Genomic DNA, 24,882 nt, shown 5'->3' on the forward strand with positions numbered 1-24,882 from the left:
CAATACGGTATGTCTCTTCCCGTACCCGATAGCGACGCGCTGGCCGCGTCCCATGCCTTGCAGCACCAGATTGCCGCCGAAATCGCGCGCAATGACGGCGCCATTCCCTTTGTCCGCTTCATGGAGCTGGCGCTGTATGCGCCTGACCTCGGCTATTACAGCGGCGGCGCCGCCAAGCTGGGCAAAGATGGCGATTTTACAACCGCGCCGGAAATCTCTCCCCTGTTCGGCGCCACCCTGGCCCATGTGGCAGCCGCTATTATGGCGCAAACGGCCCCGCGCATCCTCGAATTCGGCGCCGGTACGGGCAAGCTGGCCTGCGATATCCTGACGGAAGCGGCGAATGCCGGCATCCCTATCGAACAGTATGCGATCGTCGAACTGTCCGGCGAATTGCGCGCGCGCCAGGAGCTGGCCCTGGCCGGCTTCCCGCAAGTAGTGTGGCTCGACGGCTTCCCCGACAGTTTCGAAGGCGCCGTGTTCGGCAATGAAGTGCTCGACGCCATGCCCGTCAACCTGATCAGCAAGACGCCCGCCGGCTGGTGCGAACTCGACGTCAGCATTGCCGATGGCCAGTTCGTGTTTGTCGAACGTCCGGCCGGCGCCGACGTGGCTGCGCAGATCGCCGCCCAGGTGCCGGATGCCGAGCACTTGCCGGTCGGCTATGTCAGCGAGATCCATGGCGTGGCCTGCGGCTTCATGCGCTCGCTGGCGCGCATGCTGACCAATGGCAAGGGCGGCGCTGCCGTGCTGTTCGATTACGGCTTCCCCGCCCACGAGTATTACCTGGACTTGCGCGCCACGGGCACCCTGATGTGCCATTACCGCCACCACGCCCACGCGGAACCGTTCTATCTGCCCGGCTTGCAGGACATCACGGCCCACGTGGATTTCACGGCCATGGCGGTGGCGGCGCAGGATGCGGGTCTCGATGTGCTTGCCTACATGAACCAGGCGTCCTTCCTGCTGGGCGCGGGCATCGGCGACTTGCTGCTGCGCACCGATCCGGCACAGGTCAAAACGTATTTGCCGCAGGCCAGCGCCGTGCAAAAGCTGGTGTCGCCCGCCGAGATGGGGGAATTGTTCAAGGTGCTGGTGGTAGGGCGCCAGGTGGAGCTGCCGGAAGCCCTGTTGTCCAGTGACCGCAGTCACCGCTTGTAAGCGCCTGCAATATCAAGGCAGGGCAGTGCCGCCCTGCAATTTCCTGTCCGCCGGTGGTTATTATCTTGTCATATCGTATATGATGACCGACACAGCACGGTTCCATCCTGCAAGAACCCGTCGCCGCGCACCGATTTCAAGATAGAACGATGGGAAAGATACATACACACTATGACAACCTGAAAGTGGCGCGCCTGGCGCCGCAGGAAGTCATACGTGCCGCGTACAAAGCCCTCAGCCAGAAATACCACCCGGACAAGAATCCTGGCGACGAAAAGGCCGCCCGCATCATGGCGATCCTCAACAGCGCCTATGGCACCTTGTCCGATCCACAACGCCGCAAGGAACACGACGAGTGGATCGCCGCCGAGGAGTGGGAAATCGAATGGCTGGAAAGCACCCACCACGAGGAAGGCAAGAGCCGCGATGGCCGTGCGAAAGGCCATGCCCAATCGCATGAGCACGCCTGGGCGCAGGATGTGCCGCCGCCGAAGGGCAAGGCGTTGCCCATCTGGCGCAACTGGCGCTGGTGGCTGAGTCTGCTTGTCTGCCTGTTGCTGGGCTGGCTGGGCGCCTTGCTCATGCTCGATACCTCGCAGCCGATGCCGGCCGCGCTGGCGTCGGCCTGGAGCGGCCTGGCCCGCGATGGCGCCAGGGCGCACCCGGACACGTCTTCGGCGGATGGCGTCGCCACGCCGCCGGCAAAAAACGAGGCGGTGGCTATCGATAGCTGGGCCGTGGGCAAGCCGTATGCGGCCGAGCCCGCGCAAGCGAAGGCAGCGGAGATCCGCGTGCTGGCCGTCTCACAGCTGAGCCTGAAAGCCAGCCGTCCCGCCTGTGATGGCGCCAGCCAGGCCGAGTCGGCGGCGCTGGTGGCGCCGAATGGCGAGCCATGGCCGGCGCAATCGGGCTACGTGGATGGCTTTCCGATCGGTAACAAGGGCGAGGAACTGAGCTTGACCATCGATAACAGCAGCAACGCGGCGCCCGTCTTCGTCAAGCTGTATGACCAGGAGCGGCGCTCGAATGTGCGCTACCTGTACATCCTGGCCAATGACAAGCTGACGGTGGAGCAGCTCAGCGCGGGCAAGTACGAAGTGCGTTACCAGGCTGTCGGGCCAGGCCAGGACAATTGCGGCGGCGCCACGCGCAGCGGTGCTGCGCTACCCGCGCCGGCGCCGGCCGCCGGAGACGGCGCTACGCAGAATCCTGTTGTAAGCAGCATCTAATCTGATTATGCTTGATAGGCGTCAACGCAGCGTCCACATCGAACTTATCCCTTAGGAGTATTCATGACCGACCTCAAAGCCGATGCAGATGATAACTGGCTGCTCGACGAAGATGAGCCGGTGGCCAGTCCTGCCGGGCTGGCCGCGCCCGACCAGCGCCTGTGGCGTGTCCTGATCGTCGACGATGACGTGGATGTGCATGCGGTCACGCGGCTGGCGCTGCGCAATGTCAGCTTCAAGGGCCGCGAACTGGAACTGTTTTCCGCCTACAGCGGCCGCGAAGCGTACGACATCCTGCGCGACACGCCCGATATCGCGCTGGTGCTGCTCGACGTGGTGATGGAAACGGACGATGCCGGCCTGATCCTCGCCAAGCGCATCCGCGCCGACCTGAACAATTCCATCGTGCGCGTCGTGCTGCGCACGGGCCAGCCGGGCCAGGCGCCCGAGCAGCGCGTCATCATCGAATACGACATCAACGATTACAAGGCCAAGACGGAACTGACGACGCAAAAGCTGTTTACCACCGTCATCTCGGCCTTGCGCGCCTACGAGAGCCTGATGATGCTCGAGCGCAGCCGCATCGGCCTGGGCAAGATTCTCGCCGGCGCCACCAATCTGTACCAGATCCATTCCCTGCGCGAATTCGCTTCCGGCGTGCTCAACCAGGTCAGCGCCATCCTCGACGTGGGCGCCGACGGCGTGCTGTGCCTGATGCAGGGCGGCGCCGGACGGCCCGAAGTGGTGGCCGCCACGGGCACGTATGCCGTGCTGGCCGAGGCGGAAGCCATGCCGGCCGACCATGCCCTGACGCCCACCATCGACAAGGCGTTCGCGGAAAAGCGCAGCCAGTTCGAGCATCCGGCCAATGTGCTGTTCATCCATACGGAAGGCAACCGCGAACTGGCCATCTCCGTCACGCCGCCGTGGCCGCTGGCGCAGATCCAGCGCGACTTGCTGGAAGTGTTTTGCCAGCGCATCGCCGCCGCCTTCGACAACCTGTACATGTTCGGCCAGCTGCGCAAGGCGCAGGAAGCGACCGTGGTGGCGCTGGCCGACCTGGCCGAGTTCCGCGACAGCGACACGGGCGGCCACGTGCGGCGCGTGCAGCTATTGTCCGACGCCATCGCCCGGCGCATGCAGCAGCGCGGCGTGTACCCGGATGAGCTGACGCCGCAGTTGCTCGACATGATCGGCCTGGCCAGCATCCTGCACGACGTGGGCAAGGTGGCCACGCCGGACGCCGTGCTGCTCAAGCCGGGCAAGCATACGGACGAGGAGCGGGCGCAGATGCAGCTGCATGCCAGCGTCGGGCGCACCATCCTCGAGCGGGCCGCCAACATGGTCGACGGCGTCAGCTATCTGACCTATGGCGCGCAGATCGCCGGCGGCCACCACGAACACTTCGATGGCGCCGGCTACCCGCATGGCCTGAAGGGGCGCGATATTCCCGTGGCCGCGCGCATCGTTGCCGTGGTCGACGTTTTCGATGCCTTGCTGCACGAGCGGCCTTACAAGGAACCGTGGCCTTATCCGCAGGTGCGCGAGTACATCGAGCAGCGCAGCGGCAGCCAGTTCGATCCGGAAGTGGTGACGGCGCTGCTGGAACTGATCGACCATGAACCGCAACTGTGGCATCCGGAGCGCGCCGTCGCTTGAGTAGCCGCTCCGTTGGCATTTTTCGGCGCGTCGCCATTCCCTTGCGCGCGGCGCCGTCATATACTCGGCAGCCTCATGCTGGCTGGCGCCACGCACCAGTGTGGCGCGCCGCGGAGTTTTCGGACATCACGACATGAAAGAACTCAAGGGCCTCAGCGCACTGATCATCGAGCCGCATCCGGGCATGCGCGCCAGCCTGCACAATATGCTCAACCTGTGCGGCCTGGCAAAGATCGACGACGCGGCCAGCTCCGGCCAGGCGATCCGCATGCTGGGCAGCAAATCGTATGACTTGATCCTGTGTGAATACGATCTCGATGGCGGGCAGGATGGCCAGCAGATGCTGGAAGACCTGCGCCACCACAAATTGATGCACGCATCGACCATGTTCTTCATGGTCACGGGCGAAGGCAGCTTCGCCAAGGTGGTCAGCGCCGTCGAGTTATTGCCTACCGATTACATCCTCAAGCCCTTCACCGCTGACAACATGCTCGAGCGCATCGGCCGCGCGCTGGACAAGCGCAATGCCTTCGTGCCCGTGTATGAACTGATCGACGTGGGCAATGAGCGCGCGGCGATTGCCGCCTGCGCCGAGGGCGCCAGCCTGTATCCCCGCTACGCCACCGATTTCCTGCGCTTGCGCGCGGAACTGCACCTGCTGCTTGGCGAGGCGGCCGACGCCGAGCCGATCTACGCGGCCCTGTATGAGAGCAAGTCCATCGGCTGGGCGCGCCTGGGGCAGGCCAAGACGCAATTCCTGCTGGGCGAGTACGAAGCGGCGCAGGGCACGCTGGAAGGGCTGCTGGAAAACAACAAGCGTTTTCTCGACGCCTATGACTGGCTGGCGCGCACGCACCTGGCGCAAGGCAAGCCGGAACTGGCGCAGGCGGCCCTGAGCGAAGCGGTGGCCCTGTCGCCGCACGCCGTGCGCCGCTTGCGCCGCCTGGGCGAGGCGGCCCTGGCGGCCGACGATATCGAGATGGCGGAAAAATCCCTCAAATTGGTGGTCAGCAAGGCCAAGTATTCGGAATTCCGCGACCCGGAAGACCATGTGCGCCTGGTGCAGACCCTGGTGCGCAAGGGCGACCCGCTGCAGGCGGGCGCCGTGATCCGCGACCTCGACAAGTCGATGGGCGGGCAAAAGAATGCGGAACTGTGCAGCGCCCTGTGCAGCGCCATGCTGCATGCGCATACGGGCAACGAGGAACGTCTGCAGCAATCGCTGGACGCGGCCCTGGCCGCCAACCGCCACAGCGTGGGCGGCTCGAACATGCTGAAAACGGAACTGGCGCGCCATTGCCTGGCGCATGGACGCGAGGATGGCGCCGCCGAGGTGATGCGCGAAGTCATGCGCAACGCGCCCGACAGTGCGGCCATGACGCGCGCCATGGCCGTGTTCGAACAGGCGGGGCGCGAAGAGCTGGCCAAGGCATTGGCGCGGCAAAGCCGCCAGGAGGTGGCCGACATGGTGGCGGCCGGCGCCGCCAGGGCGGGAGAGGGCGATTTCCGCGGCGCCGTCGACCTGATGGGCGAAGCCGTCACGCGCCTGCCAGACAATCCGCAAGTGGTGTTCAATGCGGCCGTGGCCGTGCTGAAGTGCCTGGAACACGAAGGCTGGGATGAGCGCATGGGCCAGCAGGCGCTGACGTTTATCGCCGGCGTGCGCCGTCTGGACCCGCGCAACCCCAAATTGCCCGTACTGTCGGGCCTGCATCAGCAGTTATTGCGCAAATATAAGCCCCTTGGCAACTCCTGGATGCATCCGCCTGATGCCCGGTAAATAGAAAAAATGCGGGGTGAGTGACGGGAAAATGCGGCTTGCGGGCAGGGGGGATAAAAAAAATGCGAAAAAAGTCGACTTTTTCGCGCCAACCCTTGCACATTCTCAAATCGGGAGCTTATAATCACGCCCCGAAGCAGCCAACTTCTTCTTTATAAGCAAATGCAGCAGTCAGGCATCAGTAAATAAGGTTGACAGTTGTGAGTAGATGCTTCATACTCTGCGGTTCCCGCGGAGGGGTGGCCGAGTGGTTAAAGGCGACAGACTGTAAATCTGTTCTCTATGAGTACGCTGGTTCGAATCCAGCCCCCTCCACCAAGTTTTTGCAAGGAAAACTGGGTAGTAGCAAAAAGCAAGTGAAGATAAAGTAAACGATACCTCGCGGGTGTAGCTCAATGGTAGAGCAGAAGCCTTCCAAGCTTACGACGAGGGTTCGATTCCCTTCACCCGCTCCAGTTTCCGTTCAGATGCTTGATGCATCGCATGCAACAAATTACAGCCCTTGTAGCTCAGTGGTAGAGCACTCCCTTGGTAAGGGAGAGGCCACGTGTTCGATCCACGTCAAGGGCACCAGAATTCGCAGCAGGCAGCACAGAAGCAATTCAAACCAGACCGTCGGGCGTGTGCCTGAGCAATCTAATCAAATCATTAGGAGTTCAAAATGGCAAAAGGTAAATTCGAACGGACCAAGCCGCACGTCAACGTCGGCACCATCGGCCACGTCGACCACGGTAAAACCACGCTGACCGCTGCAATCGCAACGGTTCTGTCGAAGAAATTCGGCGGCGAAGCTAAAGCATACGACCAGATCGATGCAGCACCAGAAGAAAAAGCGCGCGGTATCACGATTAACACCGCCCACGTCGAGTACGAAACGGAAACGCGTCACTACGCGCACGTTGACTGCCCAGGCCACGCCGATTACATCAAAAACATGATTACCGGTGCTGCCCAGATGGACGGCGCGATCCTGGTGTGCTCCGCAGCTGACGGCCCAATGCCACAGACCCGCGAACACATCCTGCTGGCCCGCCAAGTTGGCGTTCCATACATCATCGTGTTCCTGAACAAGTGCGACCTGGTCGACGACGCAGAGCTGCTGGAACTGGTTGAAATGGAAGTGCGCGAGCTGTTGTCGAAGTACGAATTCCCAGGCGACGACCTGCCAATCATCAAAGGTTCGGCACGTATGGCGCTGGAAGGCAAAGAAGGCGAAATGGGCGTTGACGCAGTGCTGCGTCTGGCCGATGCGCTGGATGCATACATCCCAACGCCAGAGCGCGCTGTTGATGGTGCTTTCCTGATGCCAGTGGAAGACGTGTTCTCGATCTCGGGTCGCGGTACCGTTGTGACCGGTCGTATCGAGCGCGGCATTGTTAAAGTCGGCGAAGAGATCGAAATCGTCGGTATCACCGATACTGTCAAAACGACTTGCACCGGCGTGGAAATGTTCCGCAAACTGCTGGACCAAGGTCAAGCTGGCGACAACGTTGGTCTGCTGCTGCGCGGCACCAAGCGTGAAGACGTGCAACGTGGTCAAGTTCTGGCAAAGCCAGGCTCGATCAAGCCGCATGCACACTTCACCGGCGAGATCTATGTTCTGTCGAAAGACGAAGGCGGCCGTCATACGCCATTCTTCAACAACTATCGTCCACAGTTCTACTTCCGTACGACGGACGTAACCGGTTCGATCGAGTTGCCAGCAGACAAAGAAATGGTCATGCCAGGCGATAACGTGTCGATCACCGTCAAGCTGATCAACCCGATCGCGATGGAAGAAGGTCTGCGCTTCGCTATCCGTGAAGGCGGCCGTACCGTCGGCGCCGGCGTGGTTGCAAAAATCCTCGCATAAGGAAATGTTATGCTTCCACCCGGGGCGTCCTGGGTGGTAGAATAGCACTCCTCGAAAGTTTTACGTAGGGACGTAGCTCAATTGGCAGAGCGTCGGTCTCCAAAACCGAAGGTTGGGGGTTCGATGCCCTCCGTCCCTGCCACCGTCAAGGTGCAGGGCACCGAAAGTAGAAAAATGTCAAATCAATCCGTGCAAACCGTTAGCACGTCGAGTGACAAGATAAAAGTCGCGCTGGCAATAGTGGCTGCGATTGCAGGAGTAGTCGGGTTTTATTACCTGGCAGGCCAACCAGCTCTGGTGCGTGCAAGCGCGCTTGTGGCTGGTTTGGTTATTGCTGTTGCGCTCTTGTATGTCTCGACGACCGGCCGTGAATTTCTCAATTTCGCCAAAGAAGCTGTGCGCGAAACCAAGAAAGTCGTTTGGCCTACCCGCAAAGAAGCCACGCAGATTACTGCGATCGTGTTTGCCTTTGTGCTGGTCATGGCGATTTTCCTGTGGGGCACGGATAAATTGCTCGAGTTTTTGTTGTATGACGTAATTCTGGGTTGGAAAAAATAATGAGCGAAAATGTGCATGATGAAGCGGCGGACGAGTCCGTTCCGGGCGACGCTCCGGTAGCGGACACTGGTGCAGCGCTGAGCGTGCCAGTAAGCAGCAAGCGCTGGTATGTCGTGCATGCTTATTCCGGCATGGAAAAAAGCGTCATGCGCGCACTGACCGAGCGCATCGAGCGCGCGGGCATGCAAGACCAGTTCGGCCAGATCCTGGTGCCGATCGAAGAAGTCGTTGAAGTCAAGAATGGTGTGAAGTCCGTCACCGAACGTCGTTTCTATCCTGGCTATGTGCTGGTTGAAATGGAAATGACGGACGAGAGCTGGCACTTGGTCAAGAACACCAGCAAGGTTACCGGTTTCATTGGTGGCAAGTCGAACAAGCCGACGCCGATCTCCGCGCGCGAAATCGACGGCATCATGAAGCAGATGCAGGAAGGTGTTGAAAAGCCCCGTCCAAAAACCTTGTACGAAGTGGGCGAGCAAGTACGCATCAAGGATGGTCCGTTCACCGATTTCAACGGCAATGTCGAAGAAGTCAATTACGAGAAATCCAAAGTGCGCGTCTCGGTCACCATTTTCGGCCGCGCTACCCCGGTAGAGCTCGAATTCGGCCAAGTCGAAAAAGTTTAAGCATTAGCAAGCGCCACCAGGAGCGTTGCGGCAGTCTCAGCAAAATCCGGTCAGAGGAGCCCCGCCAGGGTAGGATCGGCGGGGCGCTACTACTCAATCCAAGATAGGAGCCATCATGGCAAAGAAAATCATTGGTTTTATCAAGCTGCAAGTGCCAGCTGGTAAAGCAAACCCATCCCCACCAATCGGTCCAGCTCTGGGTCAACGTGGTCTGAACATCATGGAATTCTGCAAAGCGTTCAACGCGCAGACCCAAGGTATGGAACCAGGCATGCCGATCCCAGTCGTGATCACCGCGTTTGCGGACAAGTCCTTCACGTTCGTGATGAAGACGCCTCCAGCAACCTACCTGATCAAAAAAGCTGCTGCGATCACCAAAGGTTCGCCGAAGCCACATACCGACAAAGTCGGTACGCTGACCCGCGCACAAGCTGAAGAAATCGCTAAATTGAAAACCCCTGATCTGACCGCTGCCGACATGGATGCTGCTGTACGCACCATCGCTGGTTCCGCTCGTTCGATTGGTATCACGGTGGAAGGTGTTGTATAATGGCTAAGTTATCCAAACGTATCAAGGCTTTGAAAGCCAAAGTCGACCGTACCAAAGTGTACGCTTTCGACAACGCTGTCGCTCTGATCAAAGAGTGCGCAACGGCCAAGTTCAATGAATCGATCGACGTATCGGTACAACTGGGTGTTGATCCTAAGAAATCCGACCAAGTGGTGCGCGGCTCCGTCGTGCTGCCAGCTGGTACCGGCAAAACCGTACGCGTGGCTGTATTCGCGTCGGGCGAAAAAGCGGAAGCTGCCAAAGCAGCTGGCGCCGACATCGTTGGTATGGAAGACCTGGCTGAGCAGATCAAAGCCGGCGACATGCCTTTCGACATCGTGATCGCTTCGCCAGATACCATGCGTATCGTTGGTACCCTGGGTCAGATCCTGGGCCCACGCGGCATGATGCCTAACCCGAAAGTCGGCACTGTTACTCCTGACGTCGCTACCGCCGTGAAAAACGCGAAAGCCGGTCAAGTTCAGTACCGTACCGACAAATCCGGTATCATCCACGCTACCATCGGCCGTAAATCGTTCGCTGACGCAGATCTGAAGTCGAATCTGGTCGCACTGATCGACGCACTGAACAAAGCCAAGCCAGCATCGAGCAAAGGCGTGTACCTGCGCAAAGTTTCGCTGTCGTCGACCATGGGCGCTGGCGTCCGTGTTGATCAGGCTAGCCTGGCAGCTTAAGTAACAGAATCAAGTCCCACGCGCCTTCGGGCGCTGTGGGCGCATCTTTGGGCTGTCGGCCCGGTGTTCGCACCAGGCCGGCAGACAATCAAAGACCGTTGGGCCGACTGCGATCGCTCATGCAGAAGGTTAATAGGCTTGCCGGCAACGGCAGGTGCCCAACGCAGATGGTGTACCCGAACAAGTTTTGTAGTCCTCATGCTGCGTGAATCCATCCGCTCAGTTTAGTACTTCTTGACTTCGGACGCCGTGTTCGAACCGATGCAAGGCGCTCAACCACTCGGTTGTGATTGCCGAACATCATTTAAGGAGGTTGACCGTGAGTCTCAATCTGAATGACAAAAAGGCCGTCGTCGCCGAAGTTTCCGCACAAGTAGCAAATGCGCAAACGATCGTCGTGGCCGAATATCGTGGCATCCAGGTTGGTCACTTGACGCAACTGCGTGCTAAAGCGCGTGCCCAAGGCGTGTACCTGCGTGTGTTGAAAAACACTCTGGCTCGTCGCTCCGTTGAAGGTACCGCATTCGCCAGCCTGGCAGATGCCATGACCGGCCCGTTGATCTACTCGATCTCGGCCGATGCCGTTGCAGCAGCTAAAGTCATCGCTGACTTCGCTAAAACCAACGACAAACTGGTCATCAAAGCAGGTAACTACGCAGGCAAGCCGCTGGATACAGCTGCTGTCACCGCGTTGGCGAGCATTCCTAGCCGTGAAGTCCTCATTTCGCAGTTGTTGGGCGTTATGCTGGCTCCGGTTTCGGGCTTTGCACGTGGTCTGGCTGCCCTGGCAGCGAAAAAAGGCGAAGGCGCCGAAGCTCCTGCAGAAGCAGCAGCAGAAGAAGCCCCAGCAGCCGCTTAATTGCGCGCGCTTTTTTCTCTCAGTACCAATCTGATGTAACTAACGTAATAAATTTAGGAGTTTCAAAATGGCAATTAGCAAAGACGATATCCTGGAAGCAGTTAGCGCCATGTCCGTAATGGACCTGAACGACCTGGTTAAAGCATTCGAAGAAAAATTCGGCGTGTCCGCAGCAGCAATGGCTTCGGCCGGTCCTGCAGCAGGCCCAGCAGCAGCTGCTGAAGAGCAAACCGAATTCAACGTCATCCTTGACACCTTCGGCGCAAACAAAGTTGGCGTTATTAAAGCAGTTCGCGAAATCACCGGCCTGGGCTTGAAAGAAGCTAAAGACCTGGTCGATGGCGCACCAAAAACTGTGAAAGAAGCAGTGTCGAAAGCTGACGCTGAAGCTGCACAGAAGAAACTGGTAGAAGCCGGCGCAACCGCTTCGATCAAGTAATATCTGTACCGGCGGCAGTTAGCGCCCGAGTCAAAGTCTGAGGTTTCCCCTCGCAAGGGGGGGAATCCGACTTTGGCTCCTTTGTCGTCTGCATCGTATTTGTCATGTAGTTGTAGCAGCAGTTTTTATTCGATTCAAGCCGGAAAGCAGAGCCTTGAGGTTTCGTCTGTGTCACACGCAGCGGTGCAAACGAACACTTGCAAAACCTGAATTTTCTATCCTTTCTGTCACTCACGGAGTGTCCATGCACTACTCATTTACTGAGAAGAAACGCATTCGCAAATCATTCGCGAAGCGCGCCAACGTTCACCACGTTCCGTTCCTGCTGGCGACCCAGCTCGAGTCTTATCATAGCTTCTTGCAAGAGGACATAGCACCGTCCGGCCGCAAGAATGATGGCCTGCAGTCGGCTTTCACTTCGATTTTCCCTATCGTGTCGCACAATGGTTTTGCGCGTCTCGAATTCTTGTCGTACGTTCTGGGCGATCCTGCCTTCGACGTCAAAGAATGTCAACAACGTGGCCTGACGTTCGCGTCGCCGCTGCGCGCGAAAGTGCGCCTGGTGATCCTGGACAAGGAATCGCCAACCAAGCCCGTCGTCAAAGAGATGAAGGAACAGGAAGTCTACATGGGCGAATTGCCGCTCATGACGACCACCGGTTCGTTCGTGATCAACGGCACGGAGCGGGTTATCGTTTCCCAGTTGCACCGTTCGCCTGGCGTGTTCTTCGAGCACGACCGCGGCAAGACCCACTCGTCCGGTAAACTGCTGTTCTCCGCGCGTATCATTCCTTACCGCGGTTCGTGGCTGGACTTCGAGTTCGACCCGAAAGACATCCTGTTCTTCCGCGTCGACCGCCGCCGCAAGATGCCAGTGACGATCCTGCTCAAAGCCATCGGCATGTCGCATGAGCAAATCCTGGCGAACTTCTTCGTCTTCGACAATTTCAACCTGCGCTCCGAAGGCGCGGAAATGGAATTCGTTTCCGAGCGTCTGCGCGGCGAAGTGGCGCGTTTCGACATCGTCGACAAGTCGGGCAAGACCCTGGTGCTGAAAGACAAGCGTATCAACGCGAAACACGTGCGTGATATCGAAGCTGCCGGCATCAAGCACATTTCCGTACCGGAAGACTACCTGCTGGGCCGCGTATTGGCGAAGAACATCGTCGATGGCGATACCGGTGAAGTCGTCGCTTCCGCGAACGATGAGCTGACCGAAGATCTGTTGGGCCGCCTGCGCGATGCCAACATTTCCGAAATCCAGACCTTGTACACGAACGACCTGGATCAGGGCGCCTACATCTCGCAAACCCTGCGTATCGACGACACCGCCGATCAGATGGCTGCGAAAGTGGCGATCTACCGCATGATGCGTCCAGGCGAACCGCCAACGGAAGATTCCGTTGAAGCGCTGTTCAATGGTCTGTTCTACAACTCGGACCGCTACGACCTGTCGGCCGTGGGCCGCATGAAGTTCAACCGCCGCATCGGCCGCGATGAACTGACCGGCGCCATGACCCTGTCGAACGAAGACGTGCTGGCCGTGATCAAGATCCTGGTGGAACTGCGCAATGGCCGCGGCGAAGTCGACGATATCGATCACCTGGGTAACCGTCGCGTACGTTGCGTGGGCGAACTGGCCGAGAATCAATTCCGCGCCGGCCTGGTGCGTGTTGAGCGCGCCGTCAAGGAACGCCTCGGCCAAGCCGAAGCGGACAACCTGATGCCGCACGACCTGATCAACTCGAAGCCGATTTCGGCCGCGATTCGCGAGTTCTTCGGTTCGTCCCAGCTGTCGCAGTTCATGGACCAAACCAATCCTCTGTCGGAAATTACCCACAAGCGCCGCGTATCGGCTCTGGGACCCGGCGGTCTGACACGCGAACGCGCCGGCTTTGAAGTGCGCGACGTGCATCCGACCCACTACGGCCGCGTCTGCCCGATTGAGACACCGGAAGGTCCGAACATTGGTCTGATCAACTCGCTGGCTCTGTATGCCCGCCTGAATGAATACGGCTTCCTGGAAACCCCGTACCGCAAGGTCGAAGGCTCCAAGATTACCGATCAGATCGACTACCTGTCCGCCATCGAAGAAGGCCGCTACATCATCGCTCAGGCGAATGCGACCATCAACGACGAAGGCATGCTGTCCGATGAACTGGTCTCGGCCCGTGAAGCCGGCGAAACCATCCTGGTCTCCCCGGAACGCATCCAGTACATGGACGTGGCGCCAGGCCAGATCGTTTCCGTCGCTGCCTCGCTGATTCCGTTCCTCGAACACGATGATGCAAACCGTGCATTGATGGGCGCCAACATGCAACGCCAGGCTGTGCCTTGCTTGCGTCCGGAAAAAGCGCTGGTCGGTACCGGTATCGAACGCACTGTTGCGGTCGACTCGGGCACCACCGTGCAAGCGCTGCGTGGCGGTATCGTCGATTACATCGATGCGGGCCGTGTCGTGATTCGCGTCAACGATGACGAAGCTACCGCTGGTGAAGTGGGCGTCGACATCTACAACCTGATCAAGTACACCCGTTCGAACCAGAACACCAACATCAACCAGCGTCCTATCGTGCAAGTGGGCGACCGTGTTGCCAAGCGCGACGTGATCGCCGACGGCGCATCGACCGACCTGGGTGAATTGGCTCTGGGCCAGAACATGACCGTGGCCTTCATGCCATGGAATGGTCTGAACTTCGAAGATTCGATCCTGATCTCGGAAAACGTCGTCAAGGACGACCGCTACACCTCGATTCACATCGAAGAGTTGTCGGTTGTTGCCCGTGACACGAAACTGGGCGCGGAAGAAATTACGCGCGACATCTCGAACCTGGCTGAAAATCAGCTGGCACGTCTGGATGAGTCCGGTATCGTCTACATCGGCGCTGAAGTACAAGCCGGCGATACCCTGGTTGGTAAAGTGACGCCAAAAGGCGAAACCCAGCTGACCCCGGAAGAGAAGCTGCTGCGCGCGATTTTCGGCGAAAAAGCATCCGACGTGAAAGATACGTCGCTGCGCGTGCCTTCGGGCATGATCGGTACCGTGATCGACGTGCAAGTCTTCACCCGTGAAGGCATCGTGCGCGACAAGCGTGCCCAGCAAATTATCGATGACGAACTGAAACGCTTCCGTCTGGATTTGAACGACCAGATGCGTATCGTTGAAGGCGATGCCTTCCAGCGTCTGGAAAAAATGCTGATCGGCAAAGTTGTCAACGGCGGCCCTAAAAAGCTGGCCAAAGGCGCCAAGATCACCAAGGATTACCTGGCCGATCTGGACAAATACCACTGGTTCGACATCCGCCCTGCGGACGACGATGCAGCGGTAGCGCTGGAAGCGATCAAGGAATCGATCAACGAGAAGCGTCACCAGTTCGATCTGGCCTTCGAAGAGAAGCGCAAGAAACTGACGCAAGGCGATGAGCTGCAACCAGGCGTGCAAAAAATGGTCAAGGTGTACCTGGCCGTGAAACGCCGCCTGCAGTCGGGCGACAAGATGGCAGGTCGCCACGGTAACAAGGGTGTGGTTTCCCGTATTGTTCCTGTGGAAGACATGCCATACATGGCCGACGGCACGCCAGCCGACGTTGTGCTGAACCCGCTGGGCGTTCCTTCGCGGATGAACGTTGGTCAGATTCTCGAGACTCACTTGGGCTGGGCTGCCAAGGGTCTGGGTATCCGCATCGGCGAAATGCTGAAGGCGCAAACCAAGGTCGAGCAAGTGCGCAAGTACCTGACGACGATCTACAACGACAACGGCCGTGCCGAAGAGCTGAACGACTTCGACGACGAAGAGATCATGAAGCTGGCGGAAAACCTGAAAAAAGGTGTTCCATTCGCCACGCCAGTGTTCGATGGCGCCAATGAAGAAGAGATCCGCCGCATGCTGGACCTGGCGTATCCGGACGACATCGCCAAGAACTTGGGCATGACCGCTTCGAAAAACCAGGTGACCATGTATGACGGTCGCACCGGTGAAGCGTTCGAGCGCAAGGTCACTGTCGGCGTCATGCACATGCTGAAACTGCATCACTTGGTGGATGACAAGATGCATGCGCGTTCGACCGGTCCTTACTCGCTGGTGACGCAACAGCCACTGGGCGGTAAAGCCCAGTTCGGTGGTCAGCGTTTCGGTGAGATGGAAGTCTGGGCACTGGAAGCGTATGGCGCGTCGTATGTCTTGCAAGAGATGTTGACCGTCAAGTCCGATGACGTGAATGGCCGTACCAAAGTGTACGAGAACCTCGTCAAGGGCGACCACGTGATCGACGCCGGCATGCCGGAATCGTTCAACGTGCTGGTCAAGGAAATCCGTTCGCTGGGTATCGATATCGACCTCGAACGCAACTAAACGACAGGCTTATTGACCCAATAAGCGTCATTTGGTTTGGGAAACACAAAGCCCGGCTGGGAAACCATGCCGGGCAATGTAGTCTCAGGAATATAGAAATTTAATCACCTCTGGAGTGATACATGAAAGCACTGCTCGATCTATTCAAGCAAGTACAGACCAACGAGACCTTCGATGCAATCAAGATCGGTCTCGCTTCGCCTGAGAAAATCCGTTCGTGGTCCTACGGCGAAGTCAAAAAGCCGGAAACCATCAACTACCGTACCTTCAAGCCTGAGCGCGACGGCCTGTTCTGCGCCAAGATCTTTGGCCCGATCAAGGATTACGAATGCCTGTGCGGCAAGTACAAGCGCCTGAAACACCGTGGCGTGATCTGCGAAAAGTGCGGCGTCGAAGTCACGCTGGCCAAGGTGCGCCGCGAGCGCATGGGCCACATCGAGCTGGCCTCGCCGACCGCCCACATCTGGTTCCTGAAATCGCTGCCGTCGCGTCTGGGCATGGTCCTGGACATGACCCTGCGGGACATCGAACGCGTGCTGTACTTTGAAGCATACGTCGTGACCGATCCAGGCATGACTCCGCTGAAAAAGTGCCAGATCATGTCGGAAGACGACTACGCCGCCAAGTACGAAGAGTACGGCGACGACTTCACCGCCTTCATGGGCGCCGAAGGTATCCGTGAACTGCTGCGCTCGATCGACATCCACCGCGATGCCGAAACCCTGCGCGTGGAACTGAAGGAATCGAAATCCGAAGCCAAGATCAAGAAATACGCGAAGCGCCTGAAAGTGCTGGAAGCGTTCCAACGTTCGGGCATCAAGCCTGACTGGATGATCATGGAAGTGCTGCCAGTGCTGCCGCCGGAACTGCGTCCGCTGGTACCGCTGGATGGTGGCCGTTTCGCGACCTCGGATCTGAACGATCTGTATCGCCGCGTCATCAACCGTAACAACCGTCTGAAACGCCTGATGGAGCTGCGTGCTCCAGAGATCATCACGCGCAACGAAAAGCGCATGCTGCAAGAAGCGGTCGATTCGCTGCTGGACAACGGCCGTCGCGGCAAAGCGATGACCGGCGCCAACAAGCGTCCGCTGAAATCGCTGGCAGAGATGATCAAGGGCAAGGGCGGCCGTTTCCGTCAAAACTTGCTGGGCAAACGCGTCGATTACTCCGGTCGTTCGGTCATCGTCGTGGGCCCGCAATTGAAACTGCATCAGTGCGGCTTGCCGAAACTGATGGCGCTGGAACTGTTCAAACCATTCATTTTCAATAAACTGGAACTGATGGGTCTGGCTACCACGATCAAGGCCGCGAAAAAGCTGGTCGAGATTCAAGAGCCGGTCGTGTGGGACATCCTGGAAGACGTGATCCGTGAACATCCGATCATGTTGAACCGCGCACCTACGCTGCACCGTCTGGGTATCCAGGCATTCGAGCCAGTCCTGATTGAAGGCAAGGCCATCCAGTTGCACCCGCTCGTCTGCGCCGCATTCAACGCCGACTTTGACGGTGACCAAATGGCGGTCCACGTTCCTCTGTCGATCGAAGCGCAGATGGAAGCACGCACCCTGATGCTGGCATCGAACAACATCCTGTTCCCATCGAACGGCGAACCGTCGATCGTTCCTTCCCAGGATATCGTGCTGGGTCTGTACTACGCGACCCGCGAAGCGATCAATGCGAAGAACGAAGGGATGATGTTCCCTGACGTGTCGGAAGTGATCCGCGCCTACGACAACAAGGAAGTCGAACTGACGACCCGCGTGACCGTGCGTATTACCGAATACCCGAAAAACGCCGAAACGGGCGAATTCGAGAAAACGGTTACCCGCTACGAAACGACGATCGGCCGTGCGATCCTGTCGGAAATTCTGCCAAAAGGCTTGCCGTTCTCCGTCCTGAACCGCGCGCTGAAAAAGAAAGAAATTTCCAAGCTGATCAACACGTCGTTCCGCAAGTGCGGCCTGCGCGCCACCGTGGTGTTCGCAGACAAACTGATGCAATCGGGTTTCCGCCTGGCGACACGCGCCGGTATCTCGATCTGCGTCGACGACATGCTGGTACCGCCTCAAAAAGTCACGCTGATCGCGACGGCCGAATCGGAAGTCAAGCAGATCGAACAGCAATACGCCTCGGGTCTCGTGACCGCCGGCGAGCGTTACAACAAGGTAGTCGATATCTGGGGCAAGACCTCGGATGAAGTTGGCAAGGCCATGATGGACCAGCTCAAAGTCGAAGACGTGATCCGCCGCGACGGCACCAAGTCGACGCAAGAATCGTTCAACGCCATTTACATGATGGCCGACTCCGGCGCGCGCGGTTCCGCAGCCCAGATTCGCCAGTTGGCCGGTATGCGTGGTCTGATGGCCAAACCGGATGGCTCGATTATCGAAACGCCGATTACCGCGAACTTCCGCGAAGGTCTGAACGTTTTGCAGTACTTCATTTCGACCCACGGCGCTCGTAAAGGTCTGGCCGATACGGCGCTGAAAACGGCTAACTCCGGTTACCTGACGCGTCGTCTGGTTGACGTGACGCAAGACTTGGTGGTGATCGAGGACGATTGCGGCACCATGAACGGCGCCGTCATGAAGGCACTGGTTGAAGGTGGTGAAGTCATCGAACCGTTGCGTGACCGTATCCTCGGCCGCGTGGTGGTGCATGACGTCGTCAATCCTGAAACCCAGGAAACGCTGTACGAAGCCGGCACGCTGATGGATGAAGACATGGTCGAAGAGATCGAGCGTCTGTCCATCGATGAAGTCAAGGTCCGCACGCCACTGACTTGCGACACGCGCTTCGGCCTGTGCGCCAAGTGCTACGGCCGCGACCTGGGCCGCGGCATGCTGGTCAACGCTGGCGAAGCCGTCGGTGTGGTGGCAGCGCAGTCGATTGGTGAGCCTGGTACCCAGCTGACCATGCGTACGTTCCACATTGGTGGTGCGGCATCGCGTGCAGCAGTGGCATCGTCGGTGGAAGCCAAGTCGAACGGTACCATCCGCTTCACGGCAACCATGCGTTACGTGACGAACGGCAAGGGCGCGCAAATCGTCATTTCCCGTTCCGGCGAAGTGCTGATCACCGACGACCATGGCCGTGAGCGTGAGCGTCATAAAGTACCGTACGGTGCGACCCTGATCGTCAAGGACGGCATGGTCATCAAGGCCGGTACGGCCCTGGCAACGTGGGATCCGCTGACCCGTCCGATCATTACCGAATACGCCGGTCAAGTGCGTTTCGAGAACGTCGAAGAAGGCGTCACCGTAGCCCGTCAGGTCGACGAAGTGACCGGTCTGTCCACCCTGGTGGCGATCGATGCGAAACGTCGCGGTTCGTTGACGAAAACGTTGCGTCCGCAAGTCAAGCTGATCAACGACGCGAACGAAGAAGTCAAGATCGCGGGCACCGAACACTCGGTGGCGATCGGCTTCCAGGTCGGCGCGCTGATCATGGTCAAGGACGGTCAACAGGTATCGGTTGGTGAAGTGCTGGCACGTATTCCTACCGAATCGCAAAAAACGCGCGATATTACCGGTGGTCTGCCACGCGTTGCGGAACTGTTCGAAGCGCGCTCGCCGAAAGATGCCGGTATGCTGGCGGAAGTCACGGGTACGGTTGCGTTCGGTAAAGAAACCAAGGGCAAGCAGCGTCTGGAAATCACGGACATGGACGGCAACAAGCATGAGTTCTTGATCACCAAGGACAAACAAGTGCTGGTGCATGACGGCCAAGTCGTGAACAAGGGCGAGATGATCGTGGACGGCCCGGCCGATCCGCAAGACATCCTGCGCCTGCTGGGTATCGAAGCGCTGGCACGTTACATCGTTGACGAAGTGCAAGACGTGTACCGTCTGCAAGGCGTGAAGATCAATGACAAGCATATCGAAGTGATCGTGCGTCAGATGCTGCGCCGTGTTCAGATCGTCAATGCCGGCGACACCAACTACATCGTTGGCGAGCAGGTTGAGCGTTCGGAACTGCTGGACGAGAACGATCGCATGGCCGTTGAGAACAAGATTCCAGCGACCTACGAAAACGTCTTGTTGGGTATTACCAAGGCATCGCTGTCGACCGATTCGTTCATCTCGGCCGCATCGTTCCAGGAAACCACCCGCGTGCTGACCGAAGCGGCGATCATGGGCAAGCGCGATGGTCTGCGCGGCCTGAAAGAGAACGTCATCGTCGGCCGCCTGATTCCTGGCGGTACGGGCCTGGCATTCCACCGCGCACGCAAAGAGAAAGAAGCGTGGGAAGTGGAAGAGCGTCAAGCACTGCTGCTGGCCGAGAAAGCCTCGATGGCTGGCGAAGCTGCCGAAGCGCTGCAGGACATCGAAACCCAGCAACACCACGGCGACGAAGCGTAATCTACGCTGCTAGCTGATGTAAAAAAGGCACCTTCGGGTGCCTTTTTTTATGCCCGCTGCTTGGCCGATAAAGCCACCCTGGCCGGTGAAACCACCGAAGATCTGCTGGCTATCGAAACCCGGCAACACCACGGTGACGAGGCGTAATCTTTATCAAGCAGCGTACAATTTTTAATTAATTGCAATCGCATGGATGTCGTCCGTTTTATTTCTCCGGGAATTTGTAATCATTTAATTGATGAAAGTTCCAGTTGGCCAGAAAAATTTATTACGTATGCTTTCAGCGGTCATTCGTTAATGATTTGATTTATTAAGTATATTCAACGCACTGTTGGCTCATAAGAACGGCACCAGGGAGAAATATCCTGGTGCCGTTTTTTTATATCCGTTACTGCGGCCTTCCAGCGCGCATGCAAACAGAAAGCAGCATCCAGGGACCCCATGGCGTCAGCAAGTCTGCAGTATCGATCGGCATTCTTTTTTGCTTGCATCGTAAAACACATAGACTGCGGCCTCGTCATGAAAATAGCCGTCCACCGCGAGCTGTCCCAGAAACACCAGCGGACCGTGCGCTTCGATGGGCCAGCTTGGCGCTTGCAGCCAACGGGGCGGCTTTTTCGCATAGCGGAACAATTCGAGCAGCTGCGCCCGCAGCCACTGCGTGCGTTCACTTTTTTTCGCATGTGGCGGTGCCTTGTCCAGCAGCGCCGTTACATAGGCCAGATCCACATCCAGCCACTTCGGCTGGGCCGCCAGCAACAGCTGGTGCAGCTGGGTCGGTTTTTCCGAGACGAATACCGGAATACCGGCGGCGCGCAAGAACTCAGCCAAGGCGCCCTGCGCATTCAGCACGTCCGCCGGATTTCGCAAGTCGAGCGATATCAGATAGTGATACAGCGTGTGCCCCGCATGCGCATACCTGGGCGCGGGCTGCGCCGACAAGAGGCGCTCCGTTTCCGCGTCTTGATATAGAAGGTGTTCAAAGGCCGCCGTATCGAGCTGCCCTTCGACAAACCCGACCACGCTGCTGGTGGCTGATGACATACAAGTGCTCCCCTGAAAGTACGGTTCGTCGACAAGCGCGGGTGTGAGGTGGACCGCCGGCTTTTTCAGATCGACGGGGGCCGCGCAAACCATGGCGATTATGCACGATGCCGTCAAGCAGCCACACTCTGTTGTCGCGGTGCAAAGCACGCTTGCCACGCCAATTTCCGGCGCGCTCATGCTAATATCTGGCACATGATTGCCCAAGCCCTGTTTACTCCCGCCCAGCAGAAATTGCTGGGACTGCTCTTTGTCCGCGTGAATGAAGGCTTTCACTTGAACGAGATCATGCGCTTGACGGGATTGGGCAGTGCGTCGGCGCAGCGGGAACTGCGCCGGCTGCATGAGTCCGGGCTGATCACGTCGGAGCGGATCGGTAATGTGCGGCGCTTCTGGCCCAACAAGGAAAGTCTCGTGTATCCGGAATTGAGCGGACTGGTGCAGAAGACCTTCGGCATCGTCGGCGTGCTCAGCATGACGCTGGCGCCCTTGCGTGCCCAGCTGCACCTGGCCTTCGTGTCTGGCGCCACGGCGAAGGGACAGGACATGCCTGGCAGCGCCATCGATTTGCTGCTGGTGGGCGAAGAAGCCAATTATGGCGATCTGTTGACGGGATTGGCCCCGGCCGAGCGAACCTTAAGGCGTAAAATCAATCCCAACTTATATACGCTGGCCGATTATCGCCGACGCCTGCGTGAAGGCCAGCCATTTCTGCTGCAGGTATTACAGCAGCCGAAGTTGTTTGTCATCGGCGATGAATCGCTATTGCAAGCGCTGGCTTTGCCAGAATCCTCAATGCAGACGAATGACATGCCATCTGTATTTTAAAGGCCGGGCCTGGCATTCAATTTTTAATGCATGACATTGTTGGCCAGGAAAATATCTGAGGCGGATTGATCGTATGATGAATAAACTACAGGCTTTCGGTTTAATTGTTTCCCAGGCGGTGCGCGGTGAATTAACATTTCCCACAAGTGTTAATTCCGCACTGCAATTGCAATTGGCCCTGGCTGAACCGGATTGCCATATCGACCATGCCATCAAACTGGTACTGGCCGAGCCCTTGCTGGCGGCGCGCACGGTCGCGTTGGCCAACTCGGCCGTGTACAGCCGCGGCGATGCGGCGCCCGTGACCAGCGTGCGCGCCGCCGTCATGCGTATGGGCTACCGCAATCTGTACGCGCTGGTGGCGGCCATGGTGGTGCGCCAGTTCGGCAGCAAGATCATCGACCCCATCCTGCGCCAGAAGGCGACGCAGCTGTGGGAGCACACGGCCCACGTGGCGGCGCTGGCGCACGTGCTGGCCCGCCGCGTGACGCACGTCGATGCCGACACGGCGCTGTTCGCCGGCATAGTGCATGAGGTGGGCGGTTTTTACCTGCTGTCGCGTGCCGATGAATTCCCCGGGCTGCTCGATGACGATGCGGATCACTGGATGGAGTCCGCCGAAGAGATCATTTCCCGCGAAGTCATGAAGAAGCTGCTGATCCCGGCGGCCGTGAGCGAGGCCATCGAAGGCTTGCGCGATGGCTTGCTATCGATCCCGCCCGATTCCCTGCTCGATACCTTGTTGTTGGCCAAGCAACTGTCGCCCGTGCCGTCGCCCTTGCAGGTGACGTACGTGGAAATGCTCACCCCATCCGATTCCGTCATCGATTTCATTATCGACAACGAGACCCTGCAAAGCATCCTGGCCGAATCGGCCGAGGAAGTGCGCTCGATGAGTGCGGCGTTGCTGGTGTAGTCTCAAACGCTCAGGCGAAAAAAACGGCAACCCCGTCAAGGGCTGCCGTTTTGCTTTCAGGTGCGGTCGCTTACTTCTGCTGCGCGATCCACCGGTCGACCTTGGCTTCCAGCAGTTTCAAAGGCAGGGTGCCGTCGCCGAGCACCACTTCGTGGAACTTCGGCAGGCTGAATTTGTCTCCCAGCGCTTGCTGCGCGCGCTGGCGCAGTTCGACGATCTTCAGCGAACCGATCTTGTAGCCCAGGGCCTGGCCGGGCCACGCCATGTAGCGCTCCGTCTCGCTTTTCGCCACGGCGTCATAGCCGAGGGTGTCGCGCATGTACTTGATCGTCTGTTCGCGCGTCCAGCCCTTGGTGTGCAAGCCCGTGTCCACCACCAGGCGCACGGCGCGCAGCATCTCGTCGTTCAAATGGCCGAAATACTGGGCCGGATCCTCGAACAGGCCCATTTCCTTGCCCAGGGTTTCCGCATACAGGGCCCAGCCTTCCGTGAAGGCATTGTTGCCGCCAAAACGGCGGAAGTTCGGCAAGTCCATCTCTTGCACCAGCGCCAGGTGGAAATGGTGGCCAGGTTTGCCTTCGTGCAGGAACAAGGTGGTCATGCCCGTGTCGCCATACAGTTTTGGATCGGTGACGACGGACCAGAACACGCCGGGGCGCGAACCGTCGGCGGCCGGCGCCGTGTAGTGGTCGGCGGCCGTGTCGCGGCTCAGTTCAGGCTCCAGGCGCAAGTCCAGCGGCGCCTTCGGCACCAGGGTGAACAGGGCGGGCAATTTGCTGTCGAGCAGCACGTTCAGCTTGCGGTAGACGTCGAGCACTTCCTGTTCCGTCTTGAACGGGCGGTATTTTGCCTGTTCCGACACCCACACGGGCAAGCCGGCGGCCGGGCCGTTGTAGCCCATCTTCGGGCCCACGATCGCATATTGTTCCTGGATGCGCGCCACTTCCTTCAAGCCGATGGCGTGGATCTGCTCCGGCTTCAAATCCGTGGTGGTGCTGCTGGCCACGCGCGCCTGGTACCAGGCAGCGCCATCGGGCAGGGCGCTCCAGCCGCTGCTCGCGCGGCCGGCCGGCAGGTAATCGCGTTCCATGAAGGTGGCCAGGCGCTGCAGCGCAGGCATCAGTTTGGCCCCGATGATGACGGTGTAGGTTTGCGTCAGGCGCGCCTTGTCCGCGTCGGAAAAGCTGGCCGGCAAGTTCTTGATCGGCGTGTAATAGACGCTGTCCTGCGGCGTGGCGCTGACGAGTTTTTTAAATTGCGGCAGGGCCGACTCCGTCAGCGCCTTCGGCAGCACGATGCCCTTTTGCATGCCGACTTTCATGTTGGCGATGGCTTGGTCTATCCAGCCCGGCAACTGGCCAATACGGCTCAGGTAAGCGTCATACTCCTTGACCGTGGTCAAAGGCTGCGATGCCTCGCCGCCCGCATAGTTGGCCAGGGTGACGGGCATGCTGTCCATCTGGTTCAAGGGTAGCAGGTATTCGGGAAAGCGCTCGAAGCTCAGTGCTGTCGCCAGTTCATAGTCGAGGATATCGTAGTTGATCTGGTCCTGGTGCGACAGCTGTGCGCGGGCAATGCTGCGCAGGGTCTTCTGGTACTGGCGGTACAGCGCGAACTGTTTCGCGCGCGCGGCGGGCACGATGGCCGAGCCCAGCTGGTCGTCAAAACGGTTGTCGCCGCTCTCGGTGGCATTGATCGGCTCGAAACGGGCCAGCGCATCGTAGTACTGATCGGCCACGACCTGCAATCGCTGCTTGGCTTGCGGCGCGCTGACGGCGACGGTTTTGGTAGCGGGCTGGGCCGCTTGCGCCATGGGCGCATGGGCGAGCAACAGGGAGATGGCCAGGGTGCCGAGGGTGCCGGCGGCAATACGATGCTTCATGCGCGATGTCCTTTGTAAGGAAGGAGAATGAACGGAGGCGTAGCGAGGTCGGGGTGGCCGGTCGCGATGGAACAGCCGGGGCGTAAGCA

The 24,882-nt window shown here is 58.8% G+C and carries 17 protein-coding genes and 4 tRNA genes; 19 read left to right on the forward strand and 2 right to left on the reverse strand.

The window, feature by feature from the left end:
* Window positions 1–9: 9 nt before the first annotated feature.
* The 17 genes from LSO07_RS02735 (at window position 10) to rpoC (ending at window position 20,123) form a co-directional block, all read left to right on the forward strand.
* Window positions 10–1,161 carry a class I SAM-dependent methyltransferase gene (locus LSO07_RS02735; protein WP_151092213.1) on the forward strand — a complete coding sequence of 384 codons (1,152 nt, stop codon included), beginning with the start codon at window positions 10–12 and terminating at the stop codon, window positions 1,159–1,161.
* Window positions 1,162–1,310: 149 nt separating this feature from the next.
* Window positions 1,311–2,390 (forward strand): J domain-containing protein, encoded by a 1,080-nt coding sequence (locus LSO07_RS02740; RefSeq protein WP_151092215.1) that lies wholly within the window; start codon window positions 1,311–1,313, stop codon window positions 2,388–2,390.
* Between the two features lie 63 nt (window positions 2,391–2,453).
* The gene (locus tag LSO07_RS02745; protein WP_070258612.1) at window positions 2,454–4,049 is read left to right on the forward strand and encodes a DUF3369 domain-containing protein; all 1,596 of its coding nucleotides are present in this window, start codon (window positions 2,454–2,456) and stop codon (window positions 4,047–4,049) included.
* 133 nt (window positions 4,050–4,182) lie between these two features.
* Window positions 4,183–5,829, forward strand: coding sequence for a tetratricopeptide repeat-containing response regulator (locus tag LSO07_RS02750; RefSeq protein ID WP_034753121.1), 1,647 nt, complete (start codon window positions 4,183–4,185; stop codon window positions 5,827–5,829).
* 233 nt (window positions 5,830–6,062) lie between these two features.
* A tRNA-Tyr gene (locus tag LSO07_RS02755) sits at window positions 6,063–6,147 on the forward strand.
* 63 nt (window positions 6,148–6,210) lie between these two features.
* Window positions 6,211–6,284 (forward strand) — tRNA-Gly (locus LSO07_RS02760).
* Between the two features lie 43 nt (window positions 6,285–6,327).
* Window positions 6,328–6,402: transfer RNA gene (locus LSO07_RS02765), tRNA-Thr, on the forward strand.
* Window positions 6,403–6,490: 88 nt separating this feature from the next.
* Complete coding sequence (tuf, locus tag LSO07_RS02770; RefSeq protein WP_034753125.1) at window positions 6,491–7,681, forward strand: elongation factor Tu; 1,191 nt, start codon at window positions 6,491–6,493, stop codon at window positions 7,679–7,681.
* A gap of 66 nt (window positions 7,682–7,747) precedes the next feature.
* Window positions 7,748–7,823, forward strand: a tRNA-Trp gene (locus tag LSO07_RS02775).
* 32 nt (window positions 7,824–7,855) lie between these two features.
* On the forward strand, window positions 7,856–8,239 hold the full coding sequence (gene secE, locus LSO07_RS02780) for a preprotein translocase subunit SecE (RefSeq protein WP_010394308.1): 384 nt from the start codon (window positions 7,856–7,858) through the stop codon (window positions 8,237–8,239).
* Window positions 8,239–8,865 carry a transcription termination/antitermination protein NusG gene (gene nusG / locus LSO07_RS02785; RefSeq protein WP_034753130.1) on the forward strand — a complete coding sequence of 209 codons (627 nt, stop codon included), beginning with the start codon at window positions 8,239–8,241 and terminating at the stop codon, window positions 8,863–8,865. The genes secE and nusG overlap by 1 nt, the downstream gene beginning before the upstream one ends.
* Before the next feature lie 115 nt (window positions 8,866–8,980).
* Window positions 8,981–9,415, forward strand: a complete 435-nt coding sequence (rplK, locus tag LSO07_RS02790) for a 50S ribosomal protein L11 (protein ID WP_034783246.1) — start codon at window positions 8,981–8,983, stop codon at window positions 9,413–9,415.
* Window positions 9,415–10,110, forward strand: coding sequence for a 50S ribosomal protein L1 (gene rplA, locus LSO07_RS02795; protein WP_034753134.1), 696 nt, complete (start codon window positions 9,415–9,417; stop codon window positions 10,108–10,110). Before rplK ends, rplA begins: the two co-directional genes overlap by 1 nt.
* Before the next feature lie 319 nt (window positions 10,111–10,429).
* Window positions 10,430–10,969 carry a 50S ribosomal protein L10 gene (gene rplJ, locus LSO07_RS02800; protein ID WP_034753621.1) on the forward strand — a complete coding sequence of 180 codons (540 nt, stop codon included), beginning with the start codon at window positions 10,430–10,432 and terminating at the stop codon, window positions 10,967–10,969.
* A gap of 67 nt (window positions 10,970–11,036) precedes the next feature.
* The gene (gene rplL / locus LSO07_RS02805) at window positions 11,037–11,408 is read left to right on the forward strand and encodes a 50S ribosomal protein L7/L12 (protein WP_034753136.1); all 372 of its coding nucleotides are present in this window, start codon (window positions 11,037–11,039) and stop codon (window positions 11,406–11,408) included.
* 244 nt (window positions 11,409–11,652) lie between these two features.
* Entirely contained in the window at window positions 11,653–15,759 is a 4,107-nt protein-coding gene (gene rpoB, locus LSO07_RS02810) for a DNA-directed RNA polymerase subunit beta (protein ID WP_034783248.1), read from the forward strand.
* A gap of 122 nt (window positions 15,760–15,881) precedes the next feature.
* Window positions 15,882–20,123 carry a DNA-directed RNA polymerase subunit beta' gene (rpoC, locus tag LSO07_RS02815; RefSeq protein WP_034753138.1) on the forward strand — a complete coding sequence of 1,414 codons (4,242 nt, stop codon included), beginning with the start codon at window positions 15,882–15,884 and terminating at the stop codon, window positions 20,121–20,123.
* Window positions 20,124–20,570: 447 nt separating this feature from the next.
* On the opposite strand, the gene LSO07_RS02820 is transcribed toward rpoC, so the two are convergent.
* Entirely contained in the window at window positions 20,571–21,443 is an 873-nt protein-coding gene (locus LSO07_RS02820) for a hypothetical protein (RefSeq protein WP_208672524.1), read from the reverse strand.
* Between LSO07_RS02820 and LSO07_RS02825 the strand changes: the two genes are divergently transcribed.
* Together LSO07_RS02825 and LSO07_RS02830 are read left to right on the forward strand one after the other, a co-directional pair.
* Window positions 21,444–21,995: an ArsR family transcriptional regulator gene (locus LSO07_RS02825; protein WP_225317156.1), complete on the forward strand. Its 552-nt coding sequence runs from the start codon at window positions 21,444–21,446 to the stop codon at window positions 21,993–21,995.
* Window positions 21,996–22,071: 76 nt separating this feature from the next.
* Window positions 22,072–22,911: an HDOD domain-containing protein gene (locus LSO07_RS02830; RefSeq protein WP_070259968.1), complete on the forward strand. Its 840-nt coding sequence runs from the start codon at window positions 22,072–22,074 to the stop codon at window positions 22,909–22,911.
* A gap of 70 nt (window positions 22,912–22,981) precedes the next feature.
* Here LSO07_RS02830 and LSO07_RS02835 read toward each other — a convergent pair whose 3' ends face one another.
* Window positions 22,982–24,793 carry a DUF885 domain-containing protein gene (locus LSO07_RS02835; protein WP_151092218.1) on the reverse strand — a complete coding sequence of 604 codons (1,812 nt, stop codon included), beginning with the start codon at window positions 24,791–24,793 and terminating at the stop codon, window positions 22,982–22,984.
* Between the last annotated feature and the right edge of the window lie 89 nt (window positions 24,794–24,882).

Source organism: Janthinobacterium sp. PLB04 (assembly GCF_021165895.1).
Classification (GTDB): domain Bacteria; phylum Pseudomonadota; class Gammaproteobacteria; order Burkholderiales; family Burkholderiaceae_D; genus Janthinobacterium; species Janthinobacterium lividum.